The organism is Mycolicibacterium neworleansense, from assembly GCF_001245615.1.
In the GTDB taxonomy this organism is placed as follows: Bacteria; Actinomycetota; Actinomycetes; order Mycobacteriales; family Mycobacteriaceae; genus Mycobacterium; species Mycobacterium neworleansense.
In genome coordinates, this window is sequence record NZ_CWKH01000001.1 from 2,233,777 (window position 1) to 2,250,308 (window position 16,532).

The 16,532-nt window shown below is 65.5% G+C and carries 19 protein-coding genes; 8 read left to right on the forward strand and 11 right to left on the reverse strand.

Annotated features, from left to right (window positions below; all coding sequences use genetic code 11):
- Positions 1–147 precede the first annotated feature (147 nt).
- Positions 148–1,200 carry an NAD(P)-dependent alcohol dehydrogenase gene (locus tag BN2156_RS10555; protein ID WP_090513217.1) on the forward strand — a complete coding sequence of 351 codons (1,053 nt, stop codon included), beginning with the start codon at positions 148–150 and terminating at the stop codon, positions 1,198–1,200.
- Here BN2156_RS10555 and BN2156_RS10560 read toward each other — a convergent pair whose 3' ends face one another.
- A complete protein-coding gene (locus BN2156_RS10560; RefSeq protein WP_090513219.1) occupies positions 1,201–1,557 on the reverse strand; it encodes a DUF3349 domain-containing protein in 357 nt (118 codons plus the stop codon).
- Between the two features lie 144 nt (positions 1,558–1,701).
- Between BN2156_RS10560 and BN2156_RS10565 the strand changes: the two genes are divergently transcribed.
- Positions 1,702–3,153, forward strand: a complete 1,452-nt coding sequence (locus BN2156_RS10565; RefSeq protein ID WP_090515758.1) for an LLM class flavin-dependent oxidoreductase — start codon at positions 1,702–1,704, stop codon at positions 3,151–3,153.
- Position 3,154: 1 nt separating this feature from the next.
- Here the strand turns inward: BN2156_RS10565 and BN2156_RS10570 are convergent, their stop codons facing one another.
- On the reverse strand, positions 3,155–4,531 hold the full coding sequence (locus BN2156_RS10570) for an alpha/beta hydrolase (RefSeq protein WP_090513222.1): 1,377 nt from the start codon (positions 4,529–4,531) through the stop codon (positions 3,155–3,157).
- Between the two features lie 124 nt (positions 4,532–4,655).
- Between BN2156_RS10570 and BN2156_RS10575 the strand changes: the two genes are divergently transcribed.
- On the forward strand, positions 4,656–5,192 hold the full coding sequence (locus BN2156_RS10575; protein ID WP_235625266.1) for a hypothetical protein: 537 nt from the start codon (positions 4,656–4,658) through the stop codon (positions 5,190–5,192).
- Here the strand turns inward: BN2156_RS10575 and nrdF are convergent, their stop codons facing one another.
- The 3 genes from nrdF to BN2156_RS10590 form a co-directional block, all read right to left on the reverse strand.
- Positions 5,193–6,155, reverse strand: coding sequence for a class 1b ribonucleoside-diphosphate reductase subunit beta (gene nrdF / locus BN2156_RS10580; protein WP_066902874.1), 963 nt, complete (start codon positions 6,153–6,155; stop codon positions 5,193–5,195).
- Positions 6,156–6,230: 75 nt separating this feature from the next.
- The gene (locus BN2156_RS10585; protein ID WP_090513224.1) at positions 6,231–7,772 is read right to left on the reverse strand and encodes a flavin-containing monooxygenase; all 1,542 of its coding nucleotides are present in this window, start codon (positions 7,770–7,772) and stop codon (positions 6,231–6,233) included.
- Between the two features lie 80 nt (positions 7,773–7,852).
- Entirely contained in the window at positions 7,853–8,593 is a 741-nt protein-coding gene (locus BN2156_RS10590; RefSeq protein WP_090513227.1) for a TetR/AcrR family transcriptional regulator, read from the reverse strand.
- A gap of 151 nt (positions 8,594–8,744) precedes the next feature.
- Here BN2156_RS10590 and BN2156_RS10595 point away from each other — a divergent pair, with 151 nt between their 5' ends.
- Entirely contained in the window at positions 8,745–9,923 is a 1,179-nt protein-coding gene (locus tag BN2156_RS10595) for an NAD(P)/FAD-dependent oxidoreductase (protein WP_090513228.1), read from the forward strand.
- An 85-nt stretch (positions 9,924–10,008) separates the two neighbouring features.
- Here the strand turns inward: BN2156_RS10595 and BN2156_RS10600 are convergent, their stop codons facing one another.
- A complete protein-coding gene (locus BN2156_RS10600; RefSeq protein WP_090513229.1) occupies positions 10,009–10,845 on the reverse strand; it encodes a GNAT family N-acetyltransferase in 837 nt (278 codons plus the stop codon).
- A gap of 172 nt (positions 10,846–11,017) precedes the next feature.
- Here BN2156_RS10600 and BN2156_RS10605 point away from each other — a divergent pair, with 172 nt between their 5' ends.
- Entirely contained in the window at positions 11,018–11,515 is a 498-nt protein-coding gene (locus BN2156_RS10605) for a hypothetical protein (RefSeq protein ID WP_131725152.1), read from the forward strand.
- Positions 11,516–11,518: 3 nt separating this feature from the next.
- On the opposite strand, the gene BN2156_RS10610 is transcribed toward BN2156_RS10605, so the two are convergent.
- The gene (locus BN2156_RS10610; RefSeq protein ID WP_090513233.1) at positions 11,519–11,872 is read right to left on the reverse strand and encodes a cupin domain-containing protein; all 354 of its coding nucleotides are present in this window, start codon (positions 11,870–11,872) and stop codon (positions 11,519–11,521) included.
- A 50-nt stretch (positions 11,873–11,922) separates the two neighbouring features.
- A complete protein-coding gene (locus tag BN2156_RS10615; protein ID WP_090513236.1) occupies positions 11,923–12,636 on the reverse strand; it encodes a LysR family transcriptional regulator substrate-binding protein in 714 nt (237 codons plus the stop codon).
- Positions 12,637–12,664: 28 nt separating this feature from the next.
- On the opposite strand from BN2156_RS10615, the gene BN2156_RS10620 reads away from it, so the two are divergent.
- Positions 12,665–13,051, forward strand: a complete 387-nt coding sequence (locus BN2156_RS10620; RefSeq protein ID WP_090513238.1) for a DUF5997 family protein — start codon at positions 12,665–12,667, stop codon at positions 13,049–13,051.
- Positions 13,052–13,083: 32 nt separating this feature from the next.
- On the opposite strand, the gene BN2156_RS10625 is transcribed toward BN2156_RS10620, so the two are convergent.
- A complete protein-coding gene (locus BN2156_RS10625) occupies positions 13,084–13,740 on the reverse strand; it encodes a hypothetical protein (RefSeq protein WP_090513241.1) in 657 nt (218 codons plus the stop codon).
- Between the two features lie 186 nt (positions 13,741–13,926).
- Here BN2156_RS10625 and BN2156_RS10630 point away from each other — a divergent pair, with 186 nt between their 5' ends.
- The gene (locus tag BN2156_RS10630) at positions 13,927–14,661 is read left to right on the forward strand and encodes a DUF6882 domain-containing protein (protein ID WP_131725153.1); all 735 of its coding nucleotides are present in this window, start codon (positions 13,927–13,929) and stop codon (positions 14,659–14,661) included.
- 32 nt (positions 14,662–14,693) lie between these two features.
- Here BN2156_RS10630 and BN2156_RS10635 read toward each other — a convergent pair whose 3' ends face one another.
- Positions 14,694–15,260, reverse strand: a complete 567-nt coding sequence (locus tag BN2156_RS10635; RefSeq protein WP_090513246.1) for a metallophosphoesterase family protein — start codon at positions 15,258–15,260, stop codon at positions 14,694–14,696.
- 52 nt (positions 15,261–15,312) lie between these two features.
- Complete coding sequence (locus BN2156_RS30875) at positions 15,313–15,477, reverse strand: hypothetical protein (protein ID WP_162839215.1); 165 nt, start codon at positions 15,475–15,477, stop codon at positions 15,313–15,315.
- Between the two features lie 179 nt (positions 15,478–15,656).
- On the opposite strand from BN2156_RS30875, the gene BN2156_RS10640 reads away from it, so the two are divergent.
- Positions 15,657–16,490, forward strand: a complete 834-nt coding sequence (locus tag BN2156_RS10640; RefSeq protein WP_090513247.1) for a MerR family transcriptional regulator — start codon at positions 15,657–15,659, stop codon at positions 16,488–16,490.
- The last annotated feature ends 42 nt before the right edge of the window (positions 16,491–16,532 follow it).

A 16,532-nucleotide genomic window follows, 5' to 3' on the forward strand; every position in this document is an offset into this window, starting at 1 on the left:
ACATTTGCCCGGGAGATATGTCACACCTGGCTGCGGGATTACTGGCGCAGCCCGCGTCGTTGCACCGCCAGGACTGCCTCTCAGGCAGTAGTCAGTTAACCGGACTAATCTTTCCGGGGTACGCAAAGACGAGCAAAGAGGGCTTTGATGAGCACTGTTTATGCCTATGCCGCCAACTCGGCGACCGAGCCGCTGGCCAAGACCACCATCACCCGGCGTGAGGTGGGGCCGCATGACGTGGCCTTCGACATCCATTTCGCCGGCATCTGCCACTCGGACATCCACACCGTCAAGGGCGAGTGGGGCACCCCCAACTACCCCGTCGTGGCCGGTCACGAGATCGCCGGCATCGTCACCGAGGTGGGCTCGGAGGTCACCAAGTACAAGGTGGGCGACCACGTCGGTGTCGGTTGTTTCATCGATTCGTGTCGTGAATGCGACAACTGCAAGGCCGGTCTGCAGCAGTACTGCACCGGCGATTACGGCATGCACGGCACCTACAACTCCACCGAACGCGACGGCTCCCCCACCTACGGCGGCTACAGCGGGGCCATCGTCGTCGACGAGAACTACGTCCTGCGCATCCCCGACAGCATCCCCCTGGACGCGGCCGCTCCCCTGCTGTGCGCCGGCATCACACTGTTTTCTCCGCTGCGCCACTGGAACGCCGGGCCGGACAAGAAGGTCGCCGTCATCGGGCTCGGCGGCCTCGGTCACATGGGTGTCAAGCTCGCGCACGCGATGGGCGCACACGTCACCGTGCTCTCGCAGTCGCTGAAGAAGATGGAAGACGGCCTGCGCCTGGGCGCCGACGAGTACTACGCGACCAGCGACCCGGACACCTTCCGCAAGCTGCGGGGCAAGTTCGACCTGATTCTCAACACCGTGTCGGCCAACCTCGATCTGGGCGCGTACCTGGGTCTGCTGGCCGTCGACGGCACCCTGGTGGAGCTGGGCATGCCCGAGCATGCGATGGAGGTGCCGCCGTTCCCGCTGGCGGGCATGCGCCGCAGCCTGTCCGGTTCGATGATCGGTGGAATCCCGGAGACCCAGGAGATGCTCGACTTCTGCGCCGAGCACAACGTGACCCCGGAGATCGAGGTCATCCAGCCCGACTACATCAACGAGGCCTACGAGCGCGTGCTGGCCAGCGACGTGCGGTATCGCTTCGTGATCGACACCGCCTCGCTGCGCGGCTAGCTAGTCGGGATCAGAGGTTTCGCCGGGGCCGGCGTCGGATACCAGGTCGACGCCGGCCAACGGCCAACCCGCGGCGGCAAGTTTGGCCGCCACCCGCGCGATGTTCTCCGGACCGGCGTCGTGGTCGGTGACATCGGCGATGAATTCCGCGATGTCGTCGCGGTCGATCGGATCATCGATGTCGGCCGGTGCTGAGGCTTCGGCGATATTGCGCACCACCTCCGCCACCTGCTCCTCGGTGAGCGGCGTGGCCCGGAGCAGCGCGAGCAGCGGAACGCGATCGGTGCCCGGGACCCCTTCCGGGTAGCCGGCACGCAGCCAGTTCAGGACCGAGATCAGCAGCGACTTTGTTGACACCCGGCTAAGTTTCGCGGCTGCCCGGCAAACCCACCACTGGACGCGCCGACAGTTGCGTGGCCATTCATTCGTAGTTCACCGCCAAAACAATCCCGCTGAGCACAACCGGTGACCACCTGGCGGTTCCCCGGCATTCTCGGCGCAGTGACCCGCGTGATCCGTTTCAACGCCTTTGACATGAACTGCGTCGCCCATCAATCGCCTGGCTTGTGGCGCCATCCCGAAGATCAGTCTTGGCGCTACAAGGACATCACCTACTGGACCGAACTGGCGAAGTTGTTGGAACGCGGGCGTTTTGACGGCCTGTTCATCGCCGACGTGCTGGGCACCTACGACGTGTACGGGGCCAGTGACGAGGCGGCGATCCGCCAGGCCGCGCAGATCCCGGTCGGTGACCCGATGCTGCTGGTGTCGGCGATGGCATTGGTCACCGAGAACCTCGGCTTCGGGATCACCACCGGTACCGGATTCGAGCATCCGTATCCGTTCGCCCGGCGCATGTCGACGCTGGACCATCTGACCAACGGCCGGGTCGGCTGGAACGTCGTCACCGGCTATCTGCCTGCGGCGGCACGCAATATGGGCCAGACCGACCAGCCGGCGCACGACGCACGCTATGACCATGCCGACGAGTACCTGGAGGTGCTCTACAAGTTGTGGGAGGGCTCCTGGGAGGACGACGCGGTGGTGCGCGACGCCGAACGCGGGGTCTTCACCGATCCGGCCAAGGTGCACCACATCGGTCATTCCGGCAACCATTTCAGCGTCCCCGGGGTGCACCTGGCCGAACCGTCGCTGCAGCGCACACCGGTCATCTACCAGGCCGGTTCCTCACCGCGCGGGGTTCGCTTCGCCGCCGAGAATGCCGAGGCGATCTTCACCGCCGCTCCCACCAAAGCCCTTCTGCGCGAGACGGTTTCCACGATCCGCGCGGAGCTGGAGTTGGCCGGCCGGGATCCGTACTCGGCCAAGATCTTCAACCTCACCACGATCATCACCGGTGAGACCGACGAGGATGCCCACGCCAGACACGCCGAGTACCTGGCCTACGGCGACCCCGAGGGCGCGCTGGTGTTCATGTCCGGCTGGATGGGTGTCGACCTCGCCCGCTACGGGCTCGACGAGCCGATCGGTAACGTCGATTCCAACGCAATCCTGTCCGCGGTCAAGGCCTTTCAGTCCGCCTCCGACAAGGGCGGTGAGTGGAACGTCCGCGATATCGCCGAGTGGGGCGAGATCGGCGGCATGGGACCGCGCATCGTCGGATCCGGTGTGCACGTCGCCGACACCCTGCAGGAGTGGGTCGAGGAGACCGACGTCGACGGTTTCAACCTGGCCTACGCCATCACGCCCGGGTCCTTCGAGGAGTTCATCGAGCACGTCGTTCCGGTGCTCACCGAGCGCGGCGCCTACCAGTCGGCGTACGCACCCGGCAGCCTGCGCAACAAGCTGCTGGGTCACGGCGATCGCCTGGCCGACGAGCATCGCGGGGCCAGCTACCGTGTGGGCGGGTCGAATTCGACCATCATCGAGCGTCCGTCGACGCTGCCCTCCTCGTCGGCGTCGACGGCCGCTCAGCCCGCGCGGGGCCGCTGACTCAGCGCGGTGCGGCCTGGACGTTCGTAGGTTGTGGCCCCAGTGTCGACGCCGGCAGTTGGGTCTCTTCCACGCCCGGGGTGTTCAGCTGACCGGCCAGCCACGGCAGTGCGGCGCCAAAAGCGTTGGCGGCGAACGCCCAGTCGTGGCGGCCAGGAGCGGTCTGCACCGAGCAGGTGATGTTGTCGGCGCGGGCCGCAGTGCACAAAGTGCTCGCGGCGACGTCCTGGGCCTCTGGATTCGCGGTGGCATCGCGCGTGGTGCCCTGCTGCGAGATCGGGACCTCGAACCACGCGGTGACGTCTGAGTACGGGCCGTGGCGCCGCATGACGGTGACCGGATCGTAGGCCGCCCAGGCGTCGGCGTCCCCGCCGAAGAGCCGGTTGATCGTCTGGGACTTGTCCCCGGTGTTCGGGCGCAGGTCCCCCGCGATGTCGACGAATGACCGGAACAGGTCCGGGTGCATCAGGGTCAGGTCCACCGCGCAGGTGCCGCCCATCGACCAGCCCGCAATCCCCCATCCGTCGTGGTCGGGTCGCACCCCGAAGTTCGAGATCAGGTATGGAACAACGTCTTTGGTCAGGTGGTCGGCGGCGTTACCCCGGACGCCGTTGACGCACTCGGTGTCGTTGGTGAACGAGCCGGTGGCGTCGACGAATACGAACACCGGCGCATTGCCACCATGCGCGGCGGCGAAGCCGTCGATGATGCCGAGCACGTTGCCCGCGCGCAGCCAGTCGGCCGGCGTATTCAACTGGGAGCCGATCATCATCACCGCCGGAAGTCGCGGCGGCGGACTGTCGGCGAACCAAGCCGGTGGCAGGTAGACGAGCTCACCGCGGTGCGCGAAACCTGACGCAGCCGAATCGATGGTCACCGGGACCAACACCCCGTGCGTCGGCGTGACGTGGGCCAGCTGCATCTTGGTCACCGTCAGGCGGTCCGTCTGCCCGGGCAGTGGACTCGAGGTGAGCTGGTTCCATAGCGCGTGCACGGTCGGGCAGTACCCGACCCAGATATTCAGCGTCAGCGCACAGGCCAGCCCACACGCAGCGATCGCCGCCACCGATGCGGTGCGCCGCCACCAGCGGGCACTCACCCAACCCAGCAGACCGACACCGACGGCCAGCACGGTCAACGCGATCCAGATCCACAACTGCGGTGGCCCGGCGTTACCGGCCACCCCGATCGAGTCGATGTACCAATAGGTCACACCCGCGAGCAGGACAGCCGCGGTCGCCAGCGCCGGCAAAATCCGGCGCCGCCACCGTGGCGAACGCCAACCCACCGCGGCTCCCAGCAGCAGTGCCGCGATCGTCTGCACGACGAATGGGAACCAGCCGTGGATCAGCGAGATCTGCGCGATGAGCTGGTGCATCAGCTCATTTCATATCAACGTCAACTGTCAACTCCCTGGTGGGACGCTGAGTGAGAGACCGGGAGCCGGCGGTGTCTTGGCCAGTAGTTCAGCGTGCCGGGAGGTCACCTCTTAAGGTGGCGTGATGCGTATGAGGATTCTGGTGGCTCTGATGGCCGCGGCGGTCAGCGTCGGCGGCCCGGGTGTGGCCGCAGCGGACCCACCGCCGCCTCCGCCCCCGCCGCCACTCAATCTCAACGCGCTCACCCCGGTGAAGCCGTCGGACTTCGCAATGCAGAATGGCGAGTACTACGCATTTGCGGTGCCGGGCGATATCGCATGCGCCATCAGCCGCGGGTCGGGCAATTACGGTTGCAGCGGCCCGCTGCCCGCAGCACCAGACGGGGCCAACGCCGTCACGGGCGGACAGCAGGGGTTGCCCACGTTCCTCAGCGACAACCGGCCGCTGTTCGTGTTCGACAAGCTGCCGAACCGGCTGCCGCCCGGGACCCGCATCAGCTTCCGCAATGTGACGTGCGGAACCGACGGCACGGTGACGATGTGCAACAACGCGTTTGACGGGGCGGGGTTCGTTCTCAGCCCGGGCGGCAGCCACGTCCTCGATGTGAACAACCCACTGCTGCTCAACACCGGCGAGGGCCGCAACCCGTACGCCAACTAGTTAGAAGTCCCAGTCCTCGTCTTCGGTGACGACGGCCTTGCCGATCACATACGACGAACCCGAACCCGAGAAGAAGTCGTGGTTCTCGTCGGCGTTCGGCGAGAGCGCCGACAGGATCGCCGGGTTCACGTCGGTCTCGTCCTTGGGGAACAGCGCCTCGTAGCCGAGGTTCATCAGCGCCTTGTTGGCGTTGTAGCGCAGGAACTTCTTGACGTCCTCGGTCAGCCCGACCTCGTCGTAGAGATCCTGGGTGTACTCGACCTCGTTGTCGTACAGCTCGAAGAGCAACTCGTAGGTGTAATCCTTGAGCTCCTGGCGCTTTTCCTCATCGACCAGGGCCAGCCCGCGCTGGTACTTGTAGCCGATGTAGTAGCCGTGTACGGCCTCGTCGCGGATGATCAGCCGGATCATGTCGGCGGTGTTGGTCAGCTTGGCCCGGCTGCTCCAGTACATCGGCAGGTAGAAGCCCGAGTAGAACAGGAAGCTCTCCAGCAGCGTGGAGGCCACCTTGCGCTTGAGCGGCTCGTCGCCTTTGTAGTACTGCATGACGATCTCGGCCTTGCGCTGCAGGTTCGGGTTCTCCTCCGACCAGCGGAACGCGTCGTCGATCTCCGCGGTGGAGCACAGCGTCGAGAAGATGTTGGAGTAGCTGCGGGCGTGCACCGACTCCATGAAGGCGATGTTGGTGTAGACGGCTTCCTCGTGCGGGGTGAGCGCATCGGGGATCAGGCTCACCGCACCGACGGTGCCCTGGATGGTGTCCAGCAGCGTCAGGCCGGTGAACACCCGCATGGTGAGCTGCTTCTCGTGCGCGGTCAACGTGCCCCACGACGGGATGTCGTTGGACACCGGCACCTTCTCCGGCAACCAGAAATTGCCGGTGAGCCGATCCCAGACCTCGGCGTCCTTCTCATCCTGGAGGCGGTTCCAGTTGATCGCTGACACGCGGTCGATCAGCTTCATGCCTTCGCTCACCGGAACCCCATTTCACCAGGTCGTTGTGTTTGCCGGACAGTACCCACGACACTACCCCTGGGGTTAGTTACCCGCGGGGACCGCAACACCTTGTGTTTTCGTGTCGCTCGCCTCATGGATGAAATCGAACTCCTCCGGGTCGAGCTTGCGCGTTGCCATCCAGTACTGCCAGGTCATGCCGCTCCACAGCGTCCGGTTCACGCCCGTGGCGTCCATGTACCAGCTCCGGCAACCTCCGGTGTTGAACACCGTGCGCTCGAGATCGTGCTGCAACTCGCTGTTGAACTCCGCCTGCGCGCGGGGGCTGGGCGACAGGGCCTGAGCGCCGGCCTTGTCGACGGCGGCGATGGCCTGACCCACGTAGCGGATCTGCTGCTCGATCATGAACACCACCGAGTTGTGCCCCAGCGCCGTGTTGGGGCCCAGCAGGAAGAACAGGTTGGGCATCCCCGCGACCGCGATGCCGCGGTGGGCGGACATACCCTCACGGTTCCAGCGATCCACCAGGTCCTCACCGCCTGCGCCCTTGATGTCGACGTAGGTGTAGGAGTCGGTGACGTGGAAGCCGGTGGCGAACACCACGACATCGACCGGATGCTCGACGCCATCGGCGGTGACGATGCCGGTGGGGGTCATGCGGGCAATGGACTCGGTGATCACCTGGGTCTTCGGGTTGGCGATCCCGCGGTAGTAGGTGTCGGAGTTGAGGATTCGCTTGCAGCCGGCGCGGTAGCGCGGGGTGAGTTTGCGGCGCAGCTCGGGGTCTTTGATGCTGCGGTTGATGTTGTAGCGCCCCATCGCCTCGCCGATCTTGAGCAGCCACGGCTGCTGAGTCATGGCGAAGCCGACGCCTTCGTGGATCCAGTAGATGGCGGCACGCATCGCCGCGCGGGTGCCGGGAACGTAGCTGAACATGCGCCGGATCCATTGCGGGAACTTGTTGTTCACCCGCGGCATGACCCACGGCGGGGTGCGCTGGTAGAGGTGGAGCTCGGCGACGTCCTTGACGATCTCGGGCACGATCTGGATGGCGCTGGCACCGGTTCCGATCACCGCGACGCGCTTGCCGGTGATGTCGACGCTGTGATCCCATTGCGCGGAATGGAAAGCGGCACCGGTGAATTCGTCACGCCCCTCGATGTCGGGGATCTGCGGGATGTGCAGGCCCCCGGCACCCGAGACCAGGAACTGGGCGATGAACTCCTGGCCGGTGTCACTGAACACGTGCCAGCGCAGCTCCTGGTCGTCCCAGTGCGCGCGGTCCACGTGGGTGTTGAAGCGGGTATTGCGGCGCAACCCGTACTTGGAGGCCACGCCCAGCAGGTAGTCCTGGATCTCGGGCTGGAACGACCACATGTGGCTCCAGTCCGCCTTCGGCTCGAAGGAGAACGAGTACATGTGCGACGGGATGTCGCAGGCGCACCCCGGGTAGGTGTTGTCGCGCCAGGTGCCGCCGAACTCGTCGGCCTTCTCCAGGATGAGGAAATCGACGCCGCGGCGTTGCAACTCGATCGCCATCCCCATCCCCGAGAACCCGCTACCGATGATCAAGGCGCGAGTCTGGATTGGTTGCTGACCCTGCGGCGAGGGTTGGGCAGCCGTCATAGCTCAGGTCCCTTTCTGGGAACGGCGGTACCGGATACTTCCCAGTCTCCGGACCTGGGACCCTACTGTCAACGAGTTGGTCAGCTGGCGTGCTGGCGGCGCTGGACACCCTCGTGCAGCGGCAGGTCCGGGTCGATCCAGATGCCGAGCAGTTCACAGGTGCCGTTGATGGATCCGACCATGATGGTGGTCAGGTGGTTGACGAACTCCGCGGCCGGCATCCGGCGCGGGCTGTCCTCGTCGGTACCCAGCCACCAGTCGGTGGCCGACGCGCAAGCCCCGAACGTGGCGAATGCCGCCAATTCGATCGCGGCCCCGTCGAGCTCCATCTCGCGAAGCTCGTTGGAGAACATGTCGGCCATCGCCAGGGTGATGCCGCGGCCCTCGTTGAGTGCCCGCATGGTCGATTCACTCTGTTCGGCGAACCGGCCCTGGATCAGGAACCGCAACACGTTGGGGTGCTCGTCGACCAGCAGCACGTACTGCTCAACGCTGCGCCGGATGACTTCCCGAGCCGGGTCGGCGCCGAGGTTGATCGCCGGGAAGATCGCCGACCACAACATGTCTCGTAGGCGCTCGCCGATGGCCTGGAACAGGTCGGACTTGTCGGCGAAGTGACGGTAGATCTTCGGCTTGGCGGTACCGGCCTCTTCGGCGATCTCCCGAAGGCTGACCTCAGGCCCGAGCCGGTCGATCGCCCGGAACGATGCGTCGACGATTTCCGAACGCACCTTCTTACGGTGCTCACGCCAGCGCTCGCTACGGGCGTCTACCTTGACACCCGAGCCATCGCTGGAATGTGATCTCGACGTTCGCCGCACGCGATCACTGTACCCGCCCTGATGGTGCTGACCTGCCCAGACCGCCTCACAACACGCGGTTTTGCCGTTTGACCCGGGCGTTCGCCCGTCAAGCCGCCGAAAGCTTGCTTGGGTACTATCGCAGCCACAGTCAACCAATGAGACGAGGCTCATGACGCAGCGATACGACCTGGTCATAGCAGGTGGCGGCCCTTCGGGCTCGGCCGCGGCGTGGCAGGCCGCCCAGACCGGCGCCAAGGTGTTGGTCCTGGACAAGGCGGAGTTCCCCCGCGACAAGCCATGTGGTGACGGGCTGACCGCCCGCGCGGTGAGCTACCTGCAGAAGATGGGCTTGGCCGACGAAGTGGCCAAGTTCCACCGGATCAACAAGGTGATCGTGTACAGCCCCAGCGAGTGGGAGCTGTCTTTCCCGCGTCGTCCCGGGATGCCCGACCACGGCCACACCGTGAGTCGTACCGAGCTGGACACGCTGCTGCTCAAACATGCTGAGTCCGCCGGCGCCGAGGTGCGCCAGGGCGCCGAGGTCGCCGGGCCTGAGTTCGACGCCAATGGCCGCGTGGTCGGGGTGGTGCTCAAGAGCGGTGAGAAGGTGTTCGGCGACGCCGTCATCGCCGCCGACGGGGCCTACTCGCCCATCAAGCGCGCGCTGAAGATCGACTCCGAGTACAACGGCTACTCGGCCATCGCGATCCGATCCGAGATGCACGCCAACCGGCCTGACAGCGATTCCTTCGAGATCTACCTCAAGCTGCTGTTCCAGGGCGATCAGCTGCCCGGCTACGGCTGGATCTTCCCGATGGGTGGCGGCCGGTTCAACATCGGCTTGGGCTACGTCAACAGCTACAAGAACTGGCAGTCCATCAATGCCACGCAGTTCCTCGGCGACTTCCTGCGGACCCTCCCGCGCGAATGGGAGCTGCCGCCGATCGAGGAGCTGAAGAAGAACAAGAGCGTACGGGCCTGGCGATTGCCGATGGGCTTCACGGCCTGGCCGCCATGGCGTCCAGGCGTGCTGTTCGTCGGTGACTCGCTGGGTGCGGGTAAGCCGGTCTCTGGTGCGGGCATCTCGAAGGCGCTCGAATCCGGTTTGACCGCAGGCGAATGCGCCATCGCCGCGCTCACCAACGGCGGGCCCGACGACTTCACCAACTACGAGCAGCGGATGCAGGCGACGTGGGGCCGCGAGTACCGCCGCGGCCGCTTCTTCCACAAGCTTGCCGGCATCCCCGGCGTCGCGGGTGCGGGCTTGAAGGCACTGGACAACCACACGTTCCGTGACATGTTGCTCAAGTCTCTGTACAAGAAGGCGCAGAGTCCGCAGCACACGTAGTCATCGAAGCCCCAGATGTGAAGCCTCTGCGATGTTTTCGCAGAGGCTTCACATTTTCCGGGGGGTTTGGGATCGTCCGGCGACCTCAGGGTTGGGCCAACGTGTACCGCACGTCGTCGGCGATGGCCTCGAAACCGATACGCCGGTACACCCGGTTGGACACCGGATTGGCGGTATCGGCGAACAACACCACCTCGCTCGCGCCCTCGTCGCGCGCGAATCGCGCGGCGGCGGCGGTGACCGCGGCCGCATATCCGCGGCCGCGGCGCCCAGGCGGGGTATAGACCGGGCCGATCCGAGAGACGCCAACGACCGCGGCGCGCACCCGCGCCATGCTGGCCGGTTCGCCGTCAATCGTCCACAGCACGATGTGGTCACCGGAGTCGACGATCGAGGTGAGCATTGCCCGACTCGCGTCGACGTTCGATGGCTCGCCGAACGCTTCGATGAAGAACTCGTTCAGCCATCGCACGACGGTCTCCACATCCCCGGTTCCGGCAAGTCGCCATTCACCGGCGACATCGTAGGGGCCGGTCAGGCGCCCCAGCCGGTAGAGCACGTCGCGTGATGACTCACTCGCCTGCACACCGGTGACCGCGCGCCATGCCTGCATGAAAGCCGTTGCCGTCGCCGGTGTTCCGCGCACCCCCGACAGGCCCGCCGGGAATGCGGCAATGGCCTCGGCCGCCGCCATTGCTGTCCTGGGCGGCAGGCCATTCACCAACAGCACCGAGTCGCGAGTCTGCACCGCCGCGCCCTCGACACCCTTTCCATTGCCGACCGACAACAGGATTCGCTCGGCGGGCCAGGGCGTCGTGTGCACCGTAGTCAGTTCCAAGGTGAACAGCACTGGATCCAGGCGGTACACGGACCGCACAGCGGGTTCGAAGTCGACCAGCGACTGATGCAGGTGGGCCTCCATGCGTCAAGCGTGGAGGCTCATCGCGACGGTTGCCACCGATTTTTGTCGCCGCACGTTTACCCGAACTCACCGACGCATCAGCTAGCGTAACGCTGTGCATTTGCCAGGTCGGTACAGCGGAGCTGTGGCGGTCCTCGCGGCACTCGTGGGAAGCACCGCTTGTTCGCACGTCGTGACGGGGCAGCCGGTCGCCGGCGTCCACGAAGCACCGGCGGACACGGCGACGTGGCGTGATCACGTCCTGCCCTCGGACTGCCTGCTCAGCGGTCAGCAGATGTCAGCCCTTGCCGGCGTCGCCATCGACAACGGTCTGGATACCAACATCAAGCACTCCGACGGCACCGTCGGGCATAGCTGCAATTACTACGCCACCGCAGGAGGCGTTCTGTCGTTCACCGCGACGATCAAGGTCCAGTCACCCTCCACCGGAGTCATCACCGAGGAACTGCTCGCGGATATCGGCCAGCCAGGAGCCACGGAGGTTCCGGGCGTCGGCCGACGCATGCTCATCGAACCGCTCACGCGCCCAGGCGCTTTCCCAGCAATGCGGGTAGCCACCGACAAATACCTGACGAATGTGGTGTTGGTGATCGGCAACATCCCGGGGCCGCCCGACGTGTCGGCGTGGAAGAAGGCTGCGGCCGAAATTCTCAAGGCACTGCCCGCCTGATTCTCAGCCTTCTGGATAGAACAGGAACAGCACGCACCCCTGAGCGGATTGCGGTACGTGCCACGACCCGGCCGGGGCGTGCAGGAATGTGCCCGCGGCATAGTCGTTGACTCCGTCGTTGAAGACACCGGAGACCACGTACACCTCTTCGGGACCTGGGTCGTGTAGGTCCTCGCCGCGCCAGACCGCACCCGGCGCGATGGTTGTGACCGCCGCCTTGGCTCCGTTGGCACCCTTCCAGAGCGGCTGGACGGTGATTCCGGGAAACACTTCGATCGGTTCGACGTCCGCCGTCGACTTCCACACGTATCCAGGTGCATTGGGACCGAAGGACGCGACATCGCCGTTGGTTGTCATATCTGCACGAACCGTGCGGGCCGACTCGCAATTCCCGGCACGTCGGTGCGTCAGCGCCGACCGCGCTTGGCCGGTCCGGGCTTGCGCGCGACCTTGCCCGCGGCTGCGCGGGCAGCCTGCTTGGCGAGGGTCTTCTCTCGTGCGGTGCGTTTCGGTGCCGGCTCGGCCTGCCCCCGCGACGACGTGGATTTGCGGCCACGCACGATCCCGATGAATTCCTCGACCAGTTCCGACTGCGGTCCTTGCGGGAACGCCAGCACCACAGGGCAGGTGGGTGCGTCGGTGATCGGGCGGTAAGTGAGGTCCTTGCGGTGGTACAGCCGGGCCAGCGACTGCGGAACGACGAGAGTGCCCATCCCGGCGGCGACGAGTTCTATTGCGTCCTGGGTGGTCTCGGGCCGGTGATCGACCGGGGCGCCAGGAGCGTCTGCCCAGACGACGACGTTGTCGAGTGGGATCAGCGTCGGCTCGCCGACCAGGTCGGCGGAAGTGATCTCGTCGATGGCGCTGAAAAGGTGATCGGTCGGCACCACCGCCACCGTGGTCTCCTCGTAGAGGGGGATGACGGCCAGCCCGGACGTGTCGGTCGGCGGCCGCAGCAATGCAACGTCGACACTGCCGTCCCGCACCGCGTCGGCCGCATCGGCGGCGCCCACGGCGTGCAACCGCAGCGGCACACCCGGGTGGCGCTGCGCCCAGATCCGCGCCCACTTCGCCGGCGTCCCACCGGGGACGTACCCGAGGGTGAGGGACTGCGGCGTCATCGCCTCAGGTTACCGATACGCTGACTCCATGAGCAGGCCGAACGCGCAGTCCATGAAACCCGCCACGGCGGCGAAGAAGCTGGACGTGTATTTGCCGGCGACGCCTGCGGAGTTCCAGGAGAATGCGATCACCCGCGCTGAGCTCGCCGCCCTGCAGGAGGACCCGCCGCAGTGGCTCAAGGACCTCCGCAAGAACGGGCCACACCCGAAGAACCTCGTGGCAGCCAAGCTGGGCATCTCGATCGCCGGCCTCGCGCGCGGTGGTGTGGGGGACGCACTCACCACAGAGCAGATCGACCGGCTGCTCGAGGAGAAGCCGGAGTGGCTGATCGCAGAGCGGGAGAGCTACCAGAACGTGCTGGCCGAGCAGCGGCGACTTAAGGCGCTGCGTGCGGAGCAGGGTCGCGAAAGCTGATCCGGAATGCCCGCAGTACCGGCCTGCGCGGTCTAGGTGAAGTCCATCGGCTCCCACTGCAGCATTGATTCCCAGTCGGCGCTCTCAGTGGCCCACCCCCACAGAACCTTTTGGGCCAGTTGGCGATCCGGCGTGACCGCCTGATAGTGACGGTCCGGACCACCGCGCCGATACTCGACCTCAACCTGTTCATCCAGTGGAAATTTCGACTGGATGTAGCACTGGTCGGCGCGCTCGATGATCACCCACGGATATTCAGGGTGGGGATGATCGAAGAGATCACTCAGCAGAGCGGGGCTGAGGTAAGGCACGTCCCATCCGTCGCCCAATGTCACGGTGAGTCCCTGGATATGGCCGCGCGGATCGTACAGCCGATCGCGCTGCGGATCGTAGAGTCCCAAACCGTGGTCGCGGGCCAGCTCTAACATCGCGGCACGGTTCTCGGGTATCGAACCGATCCATGTCGGCACCACCGCACCCCGCGCATCCCCGTCGATCGGCGCGACGCTGAGGAACCCTGACTCCTCATCGTTCTCATAGCCGTACTTCTGATGCAGTTCGTCCATGAATCGCTGCACGTTGCCGGGCACTGGGCCTTCCGGTTGTTCACACATCGCGTTGTGTAGTGCCAACGCTTGTTCGTGAGTGCCGATCAGTTCGGGGATCAGCACCGTGAAGTCGTAGCTCACGTTCTGGGGCTCCTCTGTTCGTCGGCGGACCGTTTCCCGGCACGCAGCTACCCGTTCGTGAGGCCATCGTATTTCGACTGCGGATCGGGTCGAACCACCAAAAAAATCAAGAACGGCAACGGGCCGGTGCGAGAGCGAGTGCCGCACTGATCCGGAACGGCCGGGGTGCACCGCTACTGTCTGGATGTGGCCATCGCATTCGAGGACTTGCGGGTATTGCACGACAGTGGGGCGCTGTATGCAGCCTTGAGTCAGCTCCTTCTTCAGGAGGGAGTGGAGGAACGGCTGGGCGGCGAGTTCGACTACGCGGCGGACTTGGCCGAGGATTCCTTTGTCTTCACTGGCCACGAATCTGGGCAGACACTGGCCACCACGGTCGAGTTGATGGCCAGCGTCGCGCCCGGTCCGCAGTCGATCCTCTGGGGTCGTGCGCTGCCGTCCGGCGGTCGCGCAGGCGCACAGATGATTCTGGAGCGCGGCCGTGCTGACGGTCTGCCCAGCCTCCTGAACGACGAGGTGCCCTTCCCTGTCGGCGACGACCCCGATACCGCGGCGGAGTACGCGGCGCTCGAAATCGGTGCGGTAGTGGCGGCGGTGACCGGCGGCGGCATCACCTACGTTGTGTCCGTTGGCGGCGGTTCCCTGGCCGTGCTCCTACTCGGCGACCTCGAGTTCGCCCGGCCTCGGATCGACCACCGGTTCCCGGCGAGGGTGCCGATGGCATTGGGGGCCGGCACGATCGAGGATCACCGATCCGCCATGCATGGTCTGGCAGTGATGTCAGGCTGGGCCGTCGACTGGACCGATGATTGGACCCGCGCGGAACTCACCGACCCCGTGACCGGCAACTCTGCGACCGCAGAATTCGACGAGTACGCCCGACTCACCGGCTTGCGGCAACGGATTACGTCCACGGAGTAGGTCCGCTTTGTATGCCCTGCGCCCGCTCGATCTCAACGGTGCATCTCCGCGGTGATGTCCTCGGCCGACGCCGGCCGCAGATCCCACGCTTCAAGCGACACGCAGATCGACCGCTTCCCTGACCGTCGCTCATCCGAGTGTGTGTGTCCGTGGATCAACCACATCCCGAGATTCGGCAACTGGTACTGATCGAAGTTCTTGCGCGACAACCTGTCCGGGACGTCGGCGTATGGGAAGTGGCTGAGCATCGCGCCCTCACCGCCGACCTTCGTCCGCGCCACCTGCTGAACGCTGGCGAACACGGCGGTGTAGTCGGCGAAGCGCTTCTGCGCGCTCCGGTACATCGGATGCACAGGATCGTGATTGCCGGTCACCAGGTGCATCGGCACCCTTAGCTTGCTCAGCTGCGCCAGAGCCGATTCCATGGAGGCCACGCCACCGGCACAGATGTCGCCGAGCACCCACAACGTGTCATGGTTCGGGTCGAGCTCGTAGAGCGGCGCCATCACCACCGCGTCATGAGCTGCCACGGTCTCGAACCCGCGCAAGCCGGCCAGCTTCGGGTGCGCGAGGTGCAGGTCGGCGGTGAAGAAGTCCACGCGCGGACGGTAGCGGGCAAGCCCGACACCGGGCGAGCGAGTTTCGTGTCCCCTAGCGGTCGAACATGTCGCTGACGCGATCGAAGAAGCGATCGATGCGCTGCTCCAGTCGAGTGCCCCTCCCCCACTTGTCCCACGCGTAGATGAGGCCGAATATGACAGCGACGATCCCGAGGACCAGAGCGGTGACGAGGATGGCCTCAACGATGGTCGACATCGGAATATGATCTCTCGTTTCCGTGTCGGTCCCGCAATGTCCTCGCGGATTGTTGTCAACCGCATCCTGTTTCACATCCGACGAGCCACCGTGACGTCGGCGGGACGGCCATGTTCAGGAATGTGCGCACCAATCGCGGGCTTGACTCTCACACCATGTGAGAGGGCACAGTCGTAGCCGTGACCGACACCCCGTCCTTGATGTCGATCGGCAGGTTCTCCTCGCTGAGCCGTATCTCCGTTCGCATGCTGCGCCACTACGACGCCCACGCTGTCCTGGTGCCCGCGCGGGTGGACGCGATCAGCGGCTACCGCCGGTACGCCGCGGCGCAGCTGGCCGACGCAGCCACCATCCGGCGGCTCCGCGACATCGGGTTCGGCGTGTCCGCCATCGGAGCCCTGCTCGCCATCCGCGGCACCGCGGCGTTCGACGCAGCCCTCGCGGCCCAGCGCATCGAACTGGTCGCGGCGGCCGAGGAGGCGAACGCGCGGCTCCGGCTCATCGACCACCTACTTTCCGAGAAGGAGCTCACCATGACCGACACCGTCACTGAAGAAGCGATCCCAGCGCAGACCATCGTCTATCTGCGCGACACTGTTCCGGACTACGCCGCCGAGGGGCAGCTGTGGGAACGGTTCATGCCGGCCCTGCAGCAGCAGGGCATCACCCCGGGCACGTTCGGCGGATGCATCGAACACGACGACGAGTTCCGCGAATCCGATGTCGACGAATCGGTGTTCTTCGAGGTTCCCGCCGGCACCACGGCCCGGGATCCGCTGAGCGTGCTCGTCGTCCCCGCTCGACGGGCCGTGGTGGCCAGCGTCACCGGGCCGTACGCCGAGGCGATCTCGCGGGCGCACGAGCTCATCAGTGCCTACATGACCGAACACGGGTTGAACCTGACGCGCACCGCCCACGACATCACGACGCACCACTACAACGTGTACATCGACGACCCGAGCGAGGTACCCGAGGACCGGCTGCGGACCAAGGTCTACGTGCCGGTGAAGTAGGGCACTCGACACCACTGCGGCTATAGAAGCAGGCCAGGGGAG

What these genes read in the sequence shown, in the direction of transcription:
- BN2156_RS10610 (WP_090513233.1), bottom strand. Translation starts at nt 11,872, where the DNA reads ATGACAACCAACGGCGATGTCGCGTCCTTCGGTCCCAATGCACCTGGA.
- BN2156_RS10615 (WP_090513236.1), bottom strand. Translation starts at nt 12,636, where the DNA reads ATGACGCCGCAGTCCCTCACCCTCGGGTACGTCCCCGGTGGGACGCCG.
- BN2156_RS30875 (WP_162839215.1), bottom strand. Translation starts at nt 15,477, where the DNA reads ATGTCGACCATCGTTGAGGCCATCCTCGTCACCGCTCTGGTCCTCGGG.
- BN2156_RS10595 (WP_090513228.1), top strand. Translation starts at nt 8,745, where the DNA reads ATGACGCAGCGATACGACCTGGTCATAGCAGGTGGCGGCCCTTCGGGC.
- BN2156_RS10585 (WP_090513224.1), bottom strand. Translation starts at nt 7,772, where the DNA reads ATGACGGCTGCCCAACCCTCGCCGCAGGGTCAGCAACCAATCCAGACT.
- BN2156_RS10600 (WP_090513229.1), bottom strand. Translation starts at nt 10,845, where the DNA reads ATGGAGGCCCACCTGCATCAGTCGCTGGTCGACTTCGAACCCGCTGTG.
- BN2156_RS10555 (WP_090513217.1), top strand. Translation starts at nt 148, where the DNA reads ATGAGCACTGTTTATGCCTATGCCGCCAACTCGGCGACCGAGCCGCTG.
- BN2156_RS10570 (WP_090513222.1), bottom strand. Translation starts at nt 4,531, where the DNA reads ATGCACCAGCTCATCGCGCAGATCTCGCTGATCCACGGCTGGTTCCCA.
- BN2156_RS10620 (WP_090513238.1), top strand. Translation starts at nt 12,665, where the DNA reads ATGAGCAGGCCGAACGCGCAGTCCATGAAACCCGCCACGGCGGCGAAG.
- nrdF (WP_066902874.1), bottom strand. Translation starts at nt 6,155, where the DNA reads ATGAAGCTGATCGACCGCGTGTCAGCGATCAACTGGAACCGCCTCCAG.
- BN2156_RS10575 (WP_235625266.1), top strand. Translation starts at nt 4,656, where the DNA reads ATGCGTATGAGGATTCTGGTGGCTCTGATGGCCGCGGCGGTCAGCGTC.